Below are 13539 nucleotides of genomic sequence, written 5' to 3'. Positions count from 1 at the left end.
CGTGGACTCGGTCACGGGGCCGGGTCAGCCCACCAGCTGCCGGAGGACGTACTGCAGGATGCCCCCGTTGCGGTAGTAGTCGGCCTCGCCCGGGGTGTCGATGCGCAGGACCGCGTCGAAGGAAACCGGCTTGCCGCCGTCGGCGGGGGTCGCCGTCACCGTGACGGTGCGCGGCGTGCGGCCCTCATTCAGCTCGGTCACACCGCTCACCGAGAACGTCTCGGTACCGGTCAGCCCAAGGCTCTCGGCGTTCTCGCCCTGCGGGTACTGGAGCGGGAGCACGCCCATACCGATGAGGTTGGAGCGGTGGATCCGCTCGTAGCTCTCGGCGATGACCGCCCGAACGCCCAGCAGCGCGGTGCCCTTGGCTGCCCAGTCACGGGAAGAACCGGAGCCGTATTCCTTGCCGGCCAGGACGACCAGGGGAATCCCGGCCGCCTTGTAGTTCTCCGCGGCGTCGTAGACGGCTGCCTGCGGCGCACCGGGCTGGCTGAAGTCGCGGGTGAAGCCGCCCTCGACGCCGTCCAGCAGCTGGTTCTTGATGCGGATGTTCGCGAACGTGCCGCGGATCATCACTTCGTGGTTGCCGCGGCGCGACCCGTAGGAGTTGAAGTCCTTGCGCTGCACGCCGTGCTCGAGCAGGTAGCGTCCGGCCGGGGTGTCGGACTTGAAGGAGCCTGCCGGGCTGATGTGGTCGGTGGTGACCGAATCGCCGAGCTTGAGCAGGACGCGGGCGCCATCGATGTCGGAGACCGGCTCGGCCTCAAGGGTCATGCCCTCGAAGTATGGCGGCTTCCGTACGTAAGTGGACTCGGGGTCCCAGGCGAAGGTGGCGCCGGCGGGAGTCGGCAGGGACTGCCAGCGCTCGTCGCCCTCGAAGATCGACCCGTAGCTCGACGTGAACATCTCCTCATTGATCGAGGAGTCGATGACGGACTGCACCTCGACGGGGTTGGGCCAGATGTCCTTGAGGAAGACGTCGTTGCCGTCGCTGTCCTGGCCCAGGGGCTGGTTGTCGAAGTCGAAGTCCATGGTGCCGGCCAGGGCGTAGGCGACCACCAGTGGCGGGGAGGCCAGGTAGTTCATCTTCACGTCCGGGTTGATCCGGCCCTCGAAGTTCCGGTTGCCCGAGAGCACTGCCGTCACGGCGAGGTCGTTGTCCTGGATGGCCTTGGAGATCTCGTCCTCGAGCGGCCCGGAGTTGCCGATGCAGGTGGCGCAGCCGTACCCGACGATGAAGAAGCCGAGCTTCTCGAGGTAGGGAATGAGGCCTGACTTCTCGTAGTAGTCGGTGACGACCTTGGAGCCCGGGGCGACGGAGGTCTTCACCCACGGCTTGGAGCTCAGGCCTTTCTCCACTGCGTTGCGTGCCAGTACGGCGGCCGCGAGCATGACCGAGGGGTTTGAGGTGTTGGTGCAGGAGGTGATCGACGCGATGCTGACTGCACCGTGGTCGAGTTCGAACTCGCGCCCGTCCTTCATGCTGACGCTGACCTTCTTCGAAGGCCGTGTCTCCTGGCTTGCGTGCGCCGAGACGGTTTCCCGCGGCTTGGCGTTTTCGTCGACATGCGTGTGGCCGTCCGCGCTGTAGCTGGGGGCGTCGGAGGCCGGGAAGCTGAGCTCGGAGGCCTCATCGACGGTTCCCGCCGGGGATTCCGCCAGGTGCGGGTCGTCCGAGTAGTGGGCCAGGTCTTCACGGAACTGGTTCTTGGATTCGGTCAGGGCGACGCGGTCCTGGGGGCGTTTGGGTCCGGCGATGGAGGGCACCACGGTGGACAGGTCCAGCTCGAGGTATTCGGAGAAGCGGATCTCCGTGGACGGGTCGTGCCACAGGCCCTGTTCCTTGGCGTAGGCCTCCACCAGGGCCACGTTCTCCGCCGGGCGCCCGGTCAGGCGCAGATACTCAAGGGTCACCTCATCGATGGGGAACATCGCCGCGGTCGAACCGAACTCCGGGCTCATATTCCCGATCGTGGCCCGGTTCGCCAGGGGCACCTCGGCCACACCCTCACCGTAGAACTCCACGAACTTCCCCACCACCCCGTGCCGGCGCAGCATCTCGGTGATGGTCAGCACCACATCGGTGGCCGTGGCCCCGGCCGGAATCGAGCCCGACAGCCGGAACCCCACCACCCGCGGAATCAGCATCGACACCGGCTGGCCCAGCATCGCCGCCTCGGCCTCGATCCCGCCGACCCCCCAGCCCAGCACCCCGAGCCCGTTGACCATGGTGGTGTGCGAATCGGTGCCCACACAGGTATCCGGATACGCCCGCACCACCTTCTGCCCGTCGGCCCCGGTCACCTCGCGGGTCATCACCGTGCGGGCCAGGTACTCAAGGTTCACCTGGTGCACAATGCCCATCCCCGGGGGCACCACCTTGAAATCATCGAACGCCGTCTGGCCCCAGCGCAGGAACTGATACCGCTCCCCATTGCGCTGGTACTCGATCTCCATGTTCCGCTCCAGCGCCCCGGCATTGCCGAACACATCGATCTGCACCGAATGATCGATCACCATCTCCGCCGGCGCCAGCGGATTCACCCGCTTCGGATCCCCGCCCAGCTCGGCCACCGCCTCACGCATCGTGGCCAGGTCCACCACGCACGGAACCCCGGTGAAGTCCTGCATGATCACCCTCGCCGGAGTGAACTGGATCTCCGTATCCGGCTCGGCCTCCGGATTCCACCCGGCCAGGGCCCGGACATGATCGGCGGTGATATTGGCCCCGTCCTCGGTCCGCAGAAGATTCTCCAACAACACCTTCAGGCTGAACGGCAGCTTCTGGGCCCCCTCCACCGCCCCCAACCGGAAAATCTCATACGACGTACCGGCGACATCGAGAACGCCCTTTGAACCAAATGAATCCGCGGCAGTCATGACCATCGCTCCTTATTGCATTGCGTGAAAGTTAGTATGCGGCCCAGTCTATCTTTCGGACCGCGGGAATGTATACATACGTACACACCTGCGCGCCGTCGAGGAACGCCGGCGGGGTCCGGCCGTTGCGGGCGGGGTCTGAGCCGGGCGCAGCACGTCGGAGATTCCTCGGCGGGAGACCGCGAAGGGGGGGAGCCGGAAAAAGGCTCTGGTCCCGGGCGAAGAACTCGCGGGAGGGTGTCGGGAGTTCACCGGGGGGCAGAAAGAGGTCAGGCGCGGCGGATTTCACCGGCATCGGCCGCCAGTTCGGCGGTTGCACTTCGCAGGAAGTCCTCCTGGACGAGTTCCTCGTCCCGGCTGTGATCCACGATGGGCCCGGTTCCAGCGATCTCGCGGATCAGTTCGATTCCGGAAATCGCCTCCTGCTTGGTGGCGAAGAAGGTTGAAACGGCGACGAGGGAGCCGTCGGGGGCCGTCAGTTTTACCCGGAATCCACCGTCGTGAGCGTCGACCAGTTTGAAGTAACCAGCCATTGTCTTACCTCCTTGTAAGGGGCTTAATTTTCCACCTAGCGGTGATCAATCATAAGCACACTTAGGGCTTCCTGGCTCATCGGGTGGTGGCGCCCTACGATCGGAGGATGGCCGACACCGTTAGCCGCGAACAGCGCAGCCGCAACATGTCCCGGATCCGGGGCAAGAACACCCAGCCCGAGCTTGTGGTCCGCCGCCTGCTGCACCGCGCCGGGTACCGCTACCGCCTCCATGGGGCCACCGCGGGAGGCCTACTTCCCGGCCGCCCGGATCTGGTCTTCGCCGGGCGGCGCAAAGTGGTTTTTGTCAATGGCTGTTTTTGGCATTCCCACTCCTGCCGCGCCGGCCAGCGCGCCCCGTCAACCAATTCCGAGTTCTGGGCCGACAAGCGGGAGCGCACCCGCCTGCGGGATCAACGCCAGCAGGAGGCGCTGCGCGCCCAGGGCTGGGACATTTTCATTGCCTGGGAATGCCGGCTCAAAGAATCCCCGTCGGCCCTGGAGGAACAGCTGAGGGCATTCCTCGGAGCCCCGCCGGGCGCTCCCTCCGGCCCGGCCGAACCCGGCCCGCCGAACCCCGCGTAGGCTGGCCGGAGGACAACGGCGCAGCAGCGGCCGGGGCACTCAACAGGAGGACACCCATGACGGATTCCAACGGCACCCAGGAGCCGACTGGCGATCGGCGGAAGAACGTCCTTGAGCCGGAGGCCGGAACCGGCGCCACCGGCGGCCCCGGAGCCAACATCCGGGAGCAGCAGGGGAATTCCGCCGGCGGTATGGTGCCCGCGAGCTTCACCGGCGGTCCAGGATCCGGGGACCCCGCTGCGGACCGCCGTCCTGAAGACGCGGCCGCAGCCGACGTCGACATGTGGGACAGCGAAGGCTGAGCCCGCCCCACAGGGCGCAGCGGGGCGCGCCGGCGCTGCCCACAGCGGCCCTGGCGGTGAGGCCGGCGCTGCCCACAGCGGCCCTGGCGGTGAGGCCGGCGCTGCCCACAGCGGCCCTGGCGGTGAGGCCGGCGCTGTTCTCAGCGGCCCCGGCTGGCGAGACCCGCCACCAGGCGTGACGGCAGAGTGCGGGCGATGCCGGCGAGCGCCTTGTACTTCACGCTGGGTATCGACACAGCCTTGCCCGCCGCGGCATCGCGGAGTCCTTCGGCGATGACCTGCTCGGCGTTGAGCCACATCCAGGCCGGAACTGTTGACTTATCGAGGCCCATCCGGTCGTGGAACTCAGTATGGACAAAGCCCGGGCACAAAGCCGTCACGGTGATGCCCTCCCTGCCGTAGGCAAGATTGGCCCACCGGCTGAAGCTGATCATTGCGGCCTTCGCCGCACCGTAGGTGCCCCGCGGAACGAAGCCGGCGACGCTCGCCACATTGATGATGTGCCCGCTTCCCCGCTTGCGCATACCGCCGAGCACCGCATGGGTCAGGGCCAACGGAACCTCGATGTGGATCCGGAGGTGACGCCGCTCCTCCTCGAAGGAGTTCTCGGCGAACGCCTGGCGCAGACCGTATCCCGCATTGTTGATGAGGGTGGTGATGGGTACGGCATCCCCCGTGAGCCTAGCCGTCACCCGGTCGAGTCCGCCGTCCTCGAGCAGGTCGGCCGGCAGGACCTCCACGGTCACGCCATGCGCCCGCCGCAGGCGGCGGGCGACATCTTCGAGGCGTTCGGCGTCGCGGGCAACGAGCACCAGATTGGAGCCGCGGGCGGCCAGCGAGCGGGCGAATTCGGCGCCCAGGCCGGCGGTCGCGCCGGTGATCATAGCGGTCTGAGTCATGGGGCTTACTGTGCCCTTTCCTGCAACGCTGATGCAACCTTCACCCCGTTAGTTTGATGCGGGGCCAGCCCCCCGGCCAACGACGGATTGGACAGGCTGAGAGGCAGGTTCCAGCGGGAATGGCCCGGTCATTGGTGATCGGGTCAACTGTCAAGGGAAAGGGAAAACCATGACCACGAACAGGGCTGTCGCTTACAAAGGGCCCGGCAAGGTCGAAGTGATCGATACCGAATACCCCACCTTTGAGTTGAAGGACGGGCCGGGGGTCAACCCTGCCAATGTCGGCAGGGCGGTTCACCACGGCGTCATCCTTAAGACGGTGGCGACGAATATCTGCGGTTCCGACCAGCACATGGTTAGGGGCCGCACCACCGCACCGGTCGACCTCGTCCTGGGTCACGAGATCACCGGCGAGGTTATTGAGGTTGGCCGGGACGTCGAATTCATCAAGCAGGGCGACATCGTCTCGGTGCCGTTCAATATCGCGTGCGGGCGGTGTCGGAACTGCAAGGAGGGCAAGACCGGCATCTGTCTGAACGTCAACCCGGACCGGCCCGGCAGTGCCTATGGGTATGTCGACATGGGTGGCTGGGTCGGCGGCCAGGCCGAGTACGTGCTGGTGCCGTACGCGGACTGGAACCTGCTGAAGTTCCCGGACCGCGACCAGGCCCTGGAGAAGATCCTCGACCTCACCATGCTGTCGGATATCTTCCCCACCGGCTTCCACGGCGCGGTCACCGCCGGGGTAACAGTGGGATCCACCGTGTACATCGCGGGGGCGGGGCCGGTCGGGCTTGCCGCGGCGGCGAGCGCGCAACTGCTCGGTGCCGCCGTCGTGATTGTCGGCGACCTCAATGAGGACCGGCTGGCGCAGGCCCGCAGCTTCGGTGTTGAGACCGTCGATGTTTCGAAGGGCGATCCCCGGGATCAGATCGAGCAGCTGCTCGGTGTGCCCGAGGTCGACTGCGGCGTCGACGCGGTCGGTTTCGAGGCGCGCGCCCACGGCTCGAAGGACGCCGGTGAGGCACCGGCGACGGTGCTTAACTCGCTGATGCAGATCACCGCCGCCGGCGGCGCACTCGGCATCCCGGGGCTCTATGTCACGGGCGACCCGGGCGGCATCGACGAGGCGGCCAAGGTCGGCTCGCTCTCCCTGAGCCTCGGCACCGGGTGGGCCAAGTCGCTGTCCTTCACCACCGGGCAGTGCCCGGTCATGAAGTACAACCGGCGGCTCATGATGGCGATCCTGCACGACAAGGTCCAGATTGCCAAGGCCGTCAACGCCAAGCCGATCGGACTGGATGAGGCCCCTCAGGGCTACCAGGAGTTCGACGCCGGCGCCGCCACGAAGTACGTGCTCAACCCCAACGGGTATATCGCGGCCTGATCCGCTGTACCGGGCTTTCGCTCACGCGATGGCCCTGGCATGTACCGTTCCGGCCGGCGCTGCGCCGGCCGGAACGGCTGCCATCAACCGCCCTGGGGCGGACAGCGGCCCTTCCCGCCGGCCTGTGGCCGGCGAGAGGGGCCGTTCTTTCCAGCCCACGTCCTACAAGGTGGCGAGCCCCTCCTTCACCACGAGGATGCCGACGCGCTGGTAACCGTCGAGGCAGCGGCAGTTCTCCGGGTAGCCACCTCTGGTTGCGGCCACAGGGTGGCCGGTGGATAGAACAGCCAGTTGCGGGACACTGCCCTCCATCCGGGCAGGTCGTTCGCTTCGGGCGAAATCATCATCCTGCAGCCGATGGTGCGTCAGGAAATATTGTGCGGCGGGGGCAGGGAGTGTGCCCACCCACCGGCTGCGGCTTCAGGCGAAGACGGGCGCGGCGCGGTGGGGCTCAAGCAGGCGCCGGTGCTCGGCATCAAGGCGCACCAGCTGCCCCTTCTCGACGCGCAGGAACGCGAGCACGGTTTCGGCCTTGGCGCACACGGTCCGGCTCTCCGGATCGCGGATCAGGTAGGAAAGGGTGAGGCTGGCGGGGGTGAGCCCGCTGACCCAGACATCGATGACGGCGGGGATGTTTCGGTAGTCAAGCGGGGCGGTGTAGCGGACCCGGTGCTCGACGACGAGGGCCTGCACTCCGGGTTCCAGTGAGGAAAAGAGCTCGACCTGCGGCGCCGTGCCCGGCAGCCCCGTGCCCGCGGGTGGCCCGAAGGCGGCAATCCGGGCTTCTTCGAGGATCCGAAGCACCTGGACGTTGTTGATATGGCCGTACGCGTCCATGTCACCCCACCGAAGCGGGACGTGGCAGGTGAGGGCCTGGGATGGCGATTCCATGACTCCGTTCTACAGCATCGTCTTGCACGCTCAGCAGGGCGAAGTGATGAAGCTCACCCCGGACGCATTTTTTGCCCCCATGCACGGGTCCGACGCTCCATCGTGCCCTCGGATTGGCGGCTTTTCCTCCCCGGAACGGAGTTACCGGGCGGTAGTGTGACAGAAAATTTGACTGAACGCCAGCGCTAGTTTGCACAGTCCCCAAAATGTCAATCACCGTTGCATCTCAGTTTGGCAACGATCAATTTATGGCCTAGCGTGGTGGAGGTTCCCCGCCCTGGGGAATGAGATTTGCTGCCGAGACTTGAGCAGCTGCATATGCCCGGTGCCGCCATCACCACATGCTGCTCGTCCGGCGGTTACCTAACCATGACCTCTATATCGTCAAGGTGAGCAGCGGTACTGAGACGTCCGGGGACGGAACGAGTACTGGTGGCCTTTGGGAGCATCAATCCTCATGAAGAATTCCAAACTTAGCCTTAACGCTCGTCGCGGCCTCGCCGCTGTTGCCCTTGCCGGCCTTGGCCTCGGCGCTTCCGCCGGTGCGGCCACCGCCGCTCCCGCCAGCGACTGGGACGCTCTCGCACAGTGCGAGAGCGGTGGCAACTGGGGCATCAACACCGGCAATGGCTTCTCCGGTGGACTTCAGTTCCAGCCCAGCACGTGGGCCGCCTACGGCGGAACCGGCTCTGCCGAGAGCGCCAGCCGCGAGCAGCAGATCGCGGTCGCCGAGCGCGTCCTCGAGGGTCAGGGCTGGGGCGCATGGCCCGCCTGCTCCGCCAAGCTCGGCCTGAACAGCGCGGCCAGCACGGGCGGAGTCCCTGCTCCTGCCCCGCTGCAGGTCCAGCAGGCTCCCGTGGCCCAGGCACCCGTCGTCGCACCGGCTCCGGTCGCCCAGGCACCCGTCGCCCAGGCACCCGTCGCCCAGGCACCCGTCGTCGCACCGGCTCCGGTCGCCCAGGCACCCGTCGCCCAGGCACCCGCGGTGCAGGCTCCCGCCCTCAGCGGAGAGACCTACACCATCCAGTCCGGTGACACCCTCAGCTCCATCGCCGACAAGCTCGGCATCGCCGGCGGCTGGCAGGCCCTGTTCGCTGCCAACGCCGACACGGTCATCCACGCCGACCTCATCTTCACCGGCAACGTGCTTCAGCTTCCCGCCTAAGCACAACCGCCCGGGCAGTACGCCCATCCCCTAGAACCCCCTGCCTTCTGTCGAGGCAGGGGGTTTTTGGGTTGGTCGGTCCTCGGCGGGCTCTGGACTGCAGTGCCGGCTCGTAATAGTGTTGCGGCCATCCGCGGCGCCGCCGCGCACCCACATCGTCGAGGAGGACTCATGGCCGGGCACACTTACCGCGTAACGGAGATCGTTGGCAGCTCGCCGGACGGCTCGGATGCAGCAGTGCGAAATGGGATCGCCCGCGCGGCATCGACACTTCACAACCTCGACTGGTTCGAGGTGAAGGAGGTCCGCGGGCACCTTGTGGACGGTGCCATCGCCGATTGGCAGGTGACGATGAAGGTCGGTTTCCGCCTCGACGACTGAGCCCCTCCGCCCTCCTTGGTCAGGGCGTGCTCAGGGCTGCTTCGGGGAATGGTGGCGCCGCTGACGGCGTTATGTCCCCGGCGGCACTTCCCGGGCCGCGTCAGCCTATTACAGGAGCACTCATGGCGAAGGAACTCGAGCTTGGACTGGATACGTTCGGAGACGTCACGGCGGATGCCGAGGGCAACCCCGTGCCCTACCACCAGGTGATCCGGGACGTCATCGAGGAAGGGGTTCTCGCGGATCAGGTCGGCGTCGACTTCTTCGGCATCGGAGAGCACCACCGCTCCGACTTCGCAGTGTCCTCCCCCGAGATGGTGCTGGCGACAATCGCCGGCCGCACTAAAAACATCCAGCTGGGCTCCGCGGTGACAGTCCTCAGCTCCGATGACCCGATCCGGGTCTACCAGCGCTTCTCAACGCTCGACGCCGCCTCCAACGGCCGCGCCGAAGTGATCCTGGGCCGGGGCTCCTTCACCGAGTCCTTTCCGCTGTTCGGATTCGACCTGACCAAGTACGAGGAACTCTTCGAGGACAAGCTGGACCTGTTCACTGAGGTCCGCAAGGAAAGGCCCGTCACCTGGAGCGGCCGCACCCGCCCCGAGCTGACGCAGCAACGCGTCTTTCCCACCACGGCGTCCGGTGAGCTGAAGGCGTGGATCGGCGTCGGGGGAAGCCCGCAGTCAGTCGTGCGCGCCGCCCAGTACGGCATGCCCCTGATGATTGCGATCATCGGCGGCCACCCCTCGCGGTTCGAGCCCTACATTGACCTGTACCACCGGGCCCTGACCCAGCTGGGTAAGCCCCTCCTGCCGGTCGGGATGCACTCCCCCGGCCACGTCGCCGACACCGACGAGCAGGCCCGCGAGGAGCTGTGGCCCAACTTCGAGATCATGAGGAACCGGATCGGGGCCGAGCGCGGCTGGGGCCCGGCGAGCCGTGCCGAATTTGACGCCGAGATCGAGGGGGGCTCACTGTACGTTGGCTCACCCGACACGGTGGCGCGCAAGATTGCCGAGACGGTGAAGACGCTGAACGTCGACCGGTTCACGCTCAAGTACGGCTCCGGCCCGATGACGCATGAGTCGCTGATGCGCAACGTCGAGCTGTACGGGACGAAGGTCATCCCGATGGTTCGGGACCTCCTGGCGTAAGCGGAGGCGGGGCACCTAAGCGCCGGCGGGTATGCCAACGGCGGATCTGCTGGTTTACTTCGATATATCGGATCAGCTCAAGCAAAGGCCGTATCGATGACAGGGAGCACCGCCACCCCCAAACCCTCAGTCCTTTTCGTCTGCGCACATAACTCGGCGCGGTCCCAGATGGCAGCCGCGTTCCTCACGCGTTTCGCGCAGGGGCGGGTGGATGTGCGCTCGGGCGGTCCCGACCCTGCGGACAGTGTGGACGTCCAGGCGGTCGAGGCGATGGCCGAGGTGGGGGTGGACATCTCCTCCCAAGTGCCCCGGCTGCTCACGCAGGAGGCGGTGATGAACGCCGACATCATCGTCACCATGGGGTACGCCGACCAGGAAACCACGTTCCCGCATGTCCGGCACGAGGACTGGCCGGTGGAGGACCCGGTGGGCCGCGACGCGGCGACGGTCCGCCGGATCCGCGACGAAATCAAGGGAAGGGTTCAACAGCTGATCACCGAACTGCTGCCCGGTCGCCACGTCGACGCCCAGTAGGAGCGGCAGGCCGCACACCTTCCCCGCGGGGATCGGCGCAGCGGGTCAGGAGCAGCTCGTCCGGTCGATCTCGATCTCGAGCTTGTGCGCCACCTCGTAGTCGCGTTCCGATGAGGCGAACCGCACGAGGATGTTTTCCGCGGTGCCGTTGTCCACGCCCTCCTCGAGTGCCACCGCCACGACGATGTTGATGTGGGAGTCGGGCGTGAAGCGGTACCCGGCGGCGGGCACCGGCTCCACCAGGAAGGTGCTCGGTTCCGCCGGTTCGGTCGTCGGCGCCGCTGAGGCCCCGTGTCCGGAGTGGCCGGCGTCGACCTCCGCTCCGTGGTGGCCGTGGCCTTCCTTGTTGGCCGGCGTGATTTCCGCCGAGATCATCCGCAGCCCCTCGGGAGCACCCAAGGCGATCTCCCCGAAGGTGAACTCCTCAAGGGTCGGGTTGTGAAGCATGACCGTGTATTCCTGGAAGCTGTCCTTCGGCTGCACGCCACAGAGTTTCGCCCCGTCCACCCCGATATTCAGGGGGTCTTCACCCTTGACCGTCCCGGCCGGGGAGCCCTTGACGGGACCGGTTGACACGTCCCGGGCGGCATTGACGTCGAGTGGATTTTCCTCGGTCCCGCCGCAGCCTGCAAGGAGCACCGTCAGGAGGACCGCGGCTCCAGCGAGCCGCCTCGGGGTCTTTCTCATCGTCATAGCGCTCTTCCATGGTCGGGGCCTCCGCCACCCCCGCGGGAGGAGCGGCCGTGCTCTGGAAGGTATTCGGAGCCCGGGCCCTGCCGGCTGGGTGCCGGCAGGGTGGGACTGCCGAGGCGTCGAAGGAGCCCGGCCCGGGGCCGGCTACTCGTAGAGGATGTACTCCGGCTGCGGGACCAGGGCGAGGACCTCCGACGGGGTCATCAGCGGTCCGACCGCAGCGTCCTCCTCAAAGAACAGCTTGAAGCCTGGGCGGATGCTGGCCGGAAGCCCGGCGGTGAGCAGGGCATACGCCTCCGTCTTGTCGACGGCGCTGCCGATACCGTCGGCACTCTTGATCACCTCCACCCCGGGGTGCTCAGTGATAGCGGCTTCGTTGGGGACGACGCCAACGGCCACCTGGTGGAAGACCAGGGCCTTCTGCGGCAGCGCCTCCCGGGCGACGAGCCCGTCCAGCCACGCGGCGATGGCCTCGATCTCCTGTCCCGCCGTGGAGCCGTACACGGCTCCGGGAAGCTGCTCTCCGGTGATGTCCCACTCCGGGTCCAGGGCAGGGCCGACGTCGGGTTCCTTCAGCCACTTCTCGAGGCGCTTCACCTCCTCGGTCATGCTTGAGCGGCCGGGCTGGATGTTCAGCAGCAGGATGCCGTCGTGGCGGCGTGCCGCCTCGAGGTACTGCCGGATGGTCTCATCCGGGGTGTGGGTGCGGTAGGTTCCATCCGGGCCCGGCTCGGCCTGCACCACGACGGTGATCAGCTCAAGCACGGGCAGTACCTTGCGCCCTGCCGCGAAGGCGGCGCCCTGGGTCTCCATTTCGGTGATGCGCTCGTCCAGGTTCCCGATCCCCAACCGTCCGAGCCCTGGCGACAGCGGGTGACCGCTGTAGCCCACGAGGCGGTAGGCCGGAAACAGCTCAGTCCCTCCGCGCGGCAGTTCCTTCGGCCGGGGCGCCGTGGGTGACGGCGAGGGAGTCGCCGTCGCGCTCGTTGCGGCGGGGGCGGGAGACGGCGATGTGTGTGCTCCGGGGGTGGCCGGGGGCTCCCCTCCGCCCGCCCCGGCGGGCGCGCCGGGAGTTGCGGCGCACCCTGCCAGCAGGAGGGAACCGGCCAGCAGTGCGGCGGAGGCCGCGGCGCGGCGGCCCTGGAAGAATGCCATGGGGGTGCCTCCGGCGGGGTTGGCGATGGGTGCTCTCCAGCCTAGCCGGGCGTCGGGTGGCGCCCTCCTCGCCCCGCCCTACGCGAGGTGATTCCCGCCGGTGACGCCGAGCACTTCGCCGGAGACGTACCGGGCGTCATTCGAGGCGAGGAACACGAAGGCCCCGGCCAGCTCCCCCGGCTGGCCCATCCGCCCCAGGGGGGTGTCCTCGCCGAAGCTCTCCAGCTTCTCCTGGTTCGTTGTCGCGGGCTGCAGCGGCGTCCAGACCGGACCGGGGGCCACGGCGTTCACCCGGATGCCCCGCTCGCCCAGCAGTTCCGACAGGCTGAAGGTCAGGCTGTTCAGCGCCGCCTTGGTGGCTGCGTAGTCCATCAGGGAGGTGGACGGGTGGTAGCCCTGGATGGAGGTCGTGTTGATGATCGAGGCACCGGCGCCGAGATGCGGCAGGGCCGCCTGGATCATCCACACGGTCCCGTAGACGTTCGTCTCGAAGGTCCGCTTCAGCTGCTCGGTCGGGATGTCGGCGATCCCGCCGGGTTGGGCGATGTGGAATCCGGCGTTGTTCACCAGCAGGTCAAGGCCGCCGAACTCGGCGACGACGCGCTCCACGGCGGTCCGGGCATAGTTCTCGTCCCGGATGTCCCCAGGCAGGGCGAGCGCCTTCCGGCCTTCGGCCTCGATGAGTTCGATGCAGCTGCGGCCGTCCTCTTCCTCCTCCGGAAGGTACCCGATGGCGACGTCGGCTCCCTCCCGTGCGAAGGCGATCGCCACGGCACGCCCGATGCCCGAGTCACCGCCGGTGATCAGGGCCCGGCGGCCGGCCAGCCTGCCGGTGCCACGGTAGGTCTCCTCACCGTGATCGGGCCGCGGATCCATCTGCTCGGTGAAGCCGGGGTAGTTTTGAAGGTCGGTCGAGACCTCCTCCTTGGGCCCGCGTGGGTCATCCTGCTCGAGGGGATGCGCGTTGGGGTTCGACATACT

At 67.3% G+C, this 13539-nt stretch carries 14 protein-coding genes; 7 read left to right on the top strand and 7 right to left on the bottom strand.

Going from position 1 to position 13539, the window contains the following annotated elements:
* Positions 1–24: 24 nt before the first annotated feature.
* The gene (locus E2F48_RS04560; protein WP_133402837.1) at positions 25–2880 is read right to left on the bottom strand and encodes an aconitate hydratase; all 2856 of its coding nucleotides are present in this window, start codon (positions 2878–2880) and stop codon (positions 25–27) included.
* A gap of 269 nt (positions 2881–3149) precedes the next feature.
* Positions 3150–3413 (bottom strand): YegP family protein, encoded by a 264-nt coding sequence (locus E2F48_RS04555; protein ID WP_133402836.1) that lies wholly within the window; start codon positions 3411–3413, stop codon positions 3150–3152.
* Positions 3414–3520: 107 nt separating this feature from the next.
* On the opposite strand from E2F48_RS04555, the gene E2F48_RS04550 reads away from it, so the two are divergent.
* Together E2F48_RS04550 and E2F48_RS04545 are read left to right on the top strand one after the other, a co-directional pair.
* Positions 3521–3997 carry a very short patch repair endonuclease gene (locus E2F48_RS04550; protein ID WP_133402835.1) on the top strand — a complete coding sequence of 159 codons (477 nt, stop codon included), beginning with the start codon at positions 3521–3523 and terminating at the stop codon, positions 3995–3997.
* Positions 3998–4053: 56 nt separating this feature from the next.
* Positions 4054–4299 carry a hypothetical protein gene (locus E2F48_RS04545; RefSeq protein ID WP_133402834.1) on the top strand — a complete coding sequence of 82 codons (246 nt, stop codon included), beginning with the start codon at positions 4054–4056 and terminating at the stop codon, positions 4297–4299.
* Positions 4300–4439: 140 nt separating this feature from the next.
* On the opposite strand, the gene E2F48_RS04540 is transcribed toward E2F48_RS04545, so the two are convergent.
* On the bottom strand, positions 4440–5198 hold the full coding sequence (locus E2F48_RS04540; RefSeq protein WP_133402833.1) for an SDR family NAD(P)-dependent oxidoreductase: 759 nt from the start codon (positions 5196–5198) through the stop codon (positions 4440–4442).
* A gap of 169 nt (positions 5199–5367) precedes the next feature.
* Between E2F48_RS04540 and fdhA the strand changes: the two genes are divergently transcribed.
* A complete protein-coding gene (gene fdhA, locus E2F48_RS04535; RefSeq protein ID WP_133402832.1) occupies positions 5368–6585 on the top strand; it encodes a formaldehyde dehydrogenase, glutathione-independent in 1218 nt (405 codons plus the stop codon).
* A gap of 420 nt (positions 6586–7005) precedes the next feature.
* Here fdhA and E2F48_RS04530 read toward each other — a convergent pair whose 3' ends face one another.
* Entirely contained in the window at positions 7006–7476 is a 471-nt protein-coding gene (locus E2F48_RS04530; RefSeq protein ID WP_133402831.1) for an acyl-CoA thioesterase, read from the bottom strand.
* A gap of 457 nt (positions 7477–7933) precedes the next feature.
* Here E2F48_RS04530 and E2F48_RS04525 point away from each other — a divergent pair, with 457 nt between their 5' ends.
* The 4 genes from E2F48_RS04525 to E2F48_RS04510 all read left to right on the top strand — a co-directional run bounded on the left by E2F48_RS04525 (position 7934) and on the right by E2F48_RS04510 (position 10710).
* On the top strand, positions 7934–8641 hold the full coding sequence (locus tag E2F48_RS04525; protein WP_133402830.1) for a transglycosylase family protein: 708 nt from the start codon (positions 7934–7936) through the stop codon (positions 8639–8641).
* A 171-nt stretch (positions 8642–8812) separates the two neighbouring features.
* Positions 8813–9022 carry a dodecin gene (locus tag E2F48_RS04520; protein WP_133402829.1) on the top strand — a complete coding sequence of 70 codons (210 nt, stop codon included), beginning with the start codon at positions 8813–8815 and terminating at the stop codon, positions 9020–9022.
* A gap of 122 nt (positions 9023–9144) precedes the next feature.
* Positions 9145–10176, top strand: coding sequence for an LLM class flavin-dependent oxidoreductase (locus E2F48_RS04515; protein ID WP_133402828.1), 1032 nt, complete (start codon positions 9145–9147; stop codon positions 10174–10176).
* Between the two features lie 96 nt (positions 10177–10272).
* Positions 10273–10710 (top strand): arsenate-mycothiol transferase ArsC, encoded by a 438-nt coding sequence (locus tag E2F48_RS04510; protein ID WP_133402827.1) that lies wholly within the window; start codon positions 10273–10275, stop codon positions 10708–10710.
* Between the two features lie 45 nt (positions 10711–10755).
* Here the strand turns inward: E2F48_RS04510 and E2F48_RS04505 are convergent, their stop codons facing one another.
* The 3 genes from E2F48_RS04505 to E2F48_RS04495 form a co-directional block, all read right to left on the bottom strand.
* A complete protein-coding gene (locus E2F48_RS04505; protein ID WP_133402826.1) occupies positions 10756–11403 on the bottom strand; it encodes a hypothetical protein in 648 nt (215 codons plus the stop codon).
* A 144-nt stretch (positions 11404–11547) separates the two neighbouring features.
* The gene (locus tag E2F48_RS04500; protein ID WP_221411624.1) at positions 11548–12558 is read right to left on the bottom strand and encodes a hypothetical protein; all 1011 of its coding nucleotides are present in this window, start codon (positions 12556–12558) and stop codon (positions 11548–11550) included.
* Positions 12559–12636: 78 nt separating this feature from the next.
* Positions 12637–13536: an SDR family oxidoreductase gene (locus E2F48_RS04495; RefSeq protein WP_133402825.1), complete on the bottom strand. Its 900-nt coding sequence runs from the start codon at positions 13534–13536 to the stop codon at positions 12637–12639.
* Positions 13537–13539: the final 3 nt, after the last annotated feature.

This window comes from Arthrobacter crusticola (assembly GCF_004357995.1).
GTDB classification, from domain to species: Bacteria; Actinomycetota; Actinomycetes; order Actinomycetales; family Micrococcaceae; genus Arthrobacter_D; species Arthrobacter_D crusticola.
This window is presented reverse-complemented; position numbering and strand designations above follow the sequence as displayed.

Bases quoted from the DNA above. Each gene is read 5' to 3' on its own strand.
- E2F48_RS04550 (WP_133402835.1), top strand. From the start codon at position 3,521: ATGGCCGACACCGTTAGCCGCGAACAGCGCAGCCGCAACATGTCCCGG.
- E2F48_RS04520 (WP_133402829.1), top strand. From the start codon at position 8,813: ATGGCCGGGCACACTTACCGCGTAACGGAGATCGTTGGCAGCTCGCCG.
- E2F48_RS04560 (WP_133402837.1), bottom strand. From the start codon at position 2,880: ATGACTGCCGCGGATTCATTTGGTTCAAAGGGCGTTCTCGATGTCGCC.
- E2F48_RS04545 (WP_133402834.1), top strand. From the start codon at position 4,054: ATGACGGATTCCAACGGCACCCAGGAGCCGACTGGCGATCGGCGGAAG.
- E2F48_RS04500 (WP_221411624.1), bottom strand. From the start codon at position 12,558: ATGGCATTCTTCCAGGGCCGCCGCGCCGCGGCCTCCGCCGCACTGCTG.
- E2F48_RS04515 (WP_133402828.1), top strand. From the start codon at position 9,145: ATGGCGAAGGAACTCGAGCTTGGACTGGATACGTTCGGAGACGTCACG.
- fdhA (WP_133402832.1), top strand. From the start codon at position 5,368: ATGACCACGAACAGGGCTGTCGCTTACAAAGGGCCCGGCAAGGTCGAA.
- E2F48_RS04555 (WP_133402836.1), bottom strand. From the start codon at position 3,413: ATGGCTGGTTACTTCAAACTGGTCGACGCTCACGACGGTGGATTCCGG.
- E2F48_RS04540 (WP_133402833.1), bottom strand. From the start codon at position 5,198: ATGACTCAGACCGCTATGATCACCGGCGCGACCGCCGGCCTGGGCGCC.
- E2F48_RS04525 (WP_133402830.1), top strand. From the start codon at position 7,934: ATGAAGAATTCCAAACTTAGCCTTAACGCTCGTCGCGGCCTCGCCGCT.
- E2F48_RS04495 (WP_133402825.1), bottom strand. From the start codon at position 13,536: ATGTCGAACCCCAACGCGCATCCCCTCGAGCAGGATGACCCACGCGGG.
- E2F48_RS04530 (WP_133402831.1), bottom strand. From the start codon at position 7,476: ATGGAATCGCCATCCCAGGCCCTCACCTGCCACGTCCCGCTTCGGTGG.
- E2F48_RS04505 (WP_133402826.1), bottom strand. From the start codon at position 11,403: ATGACGATGAGAAAGACCCCGAGGCGGCTCGCTGGAGCCGCGGTCCTC.
- E2F48_RS04510 (WP_133402827.1), top strand. From the start codon at position 10,273: ATGACAGGGAGCACCGCCACCCCCAAACCCTCAGTCCTTTTCGTCTGC.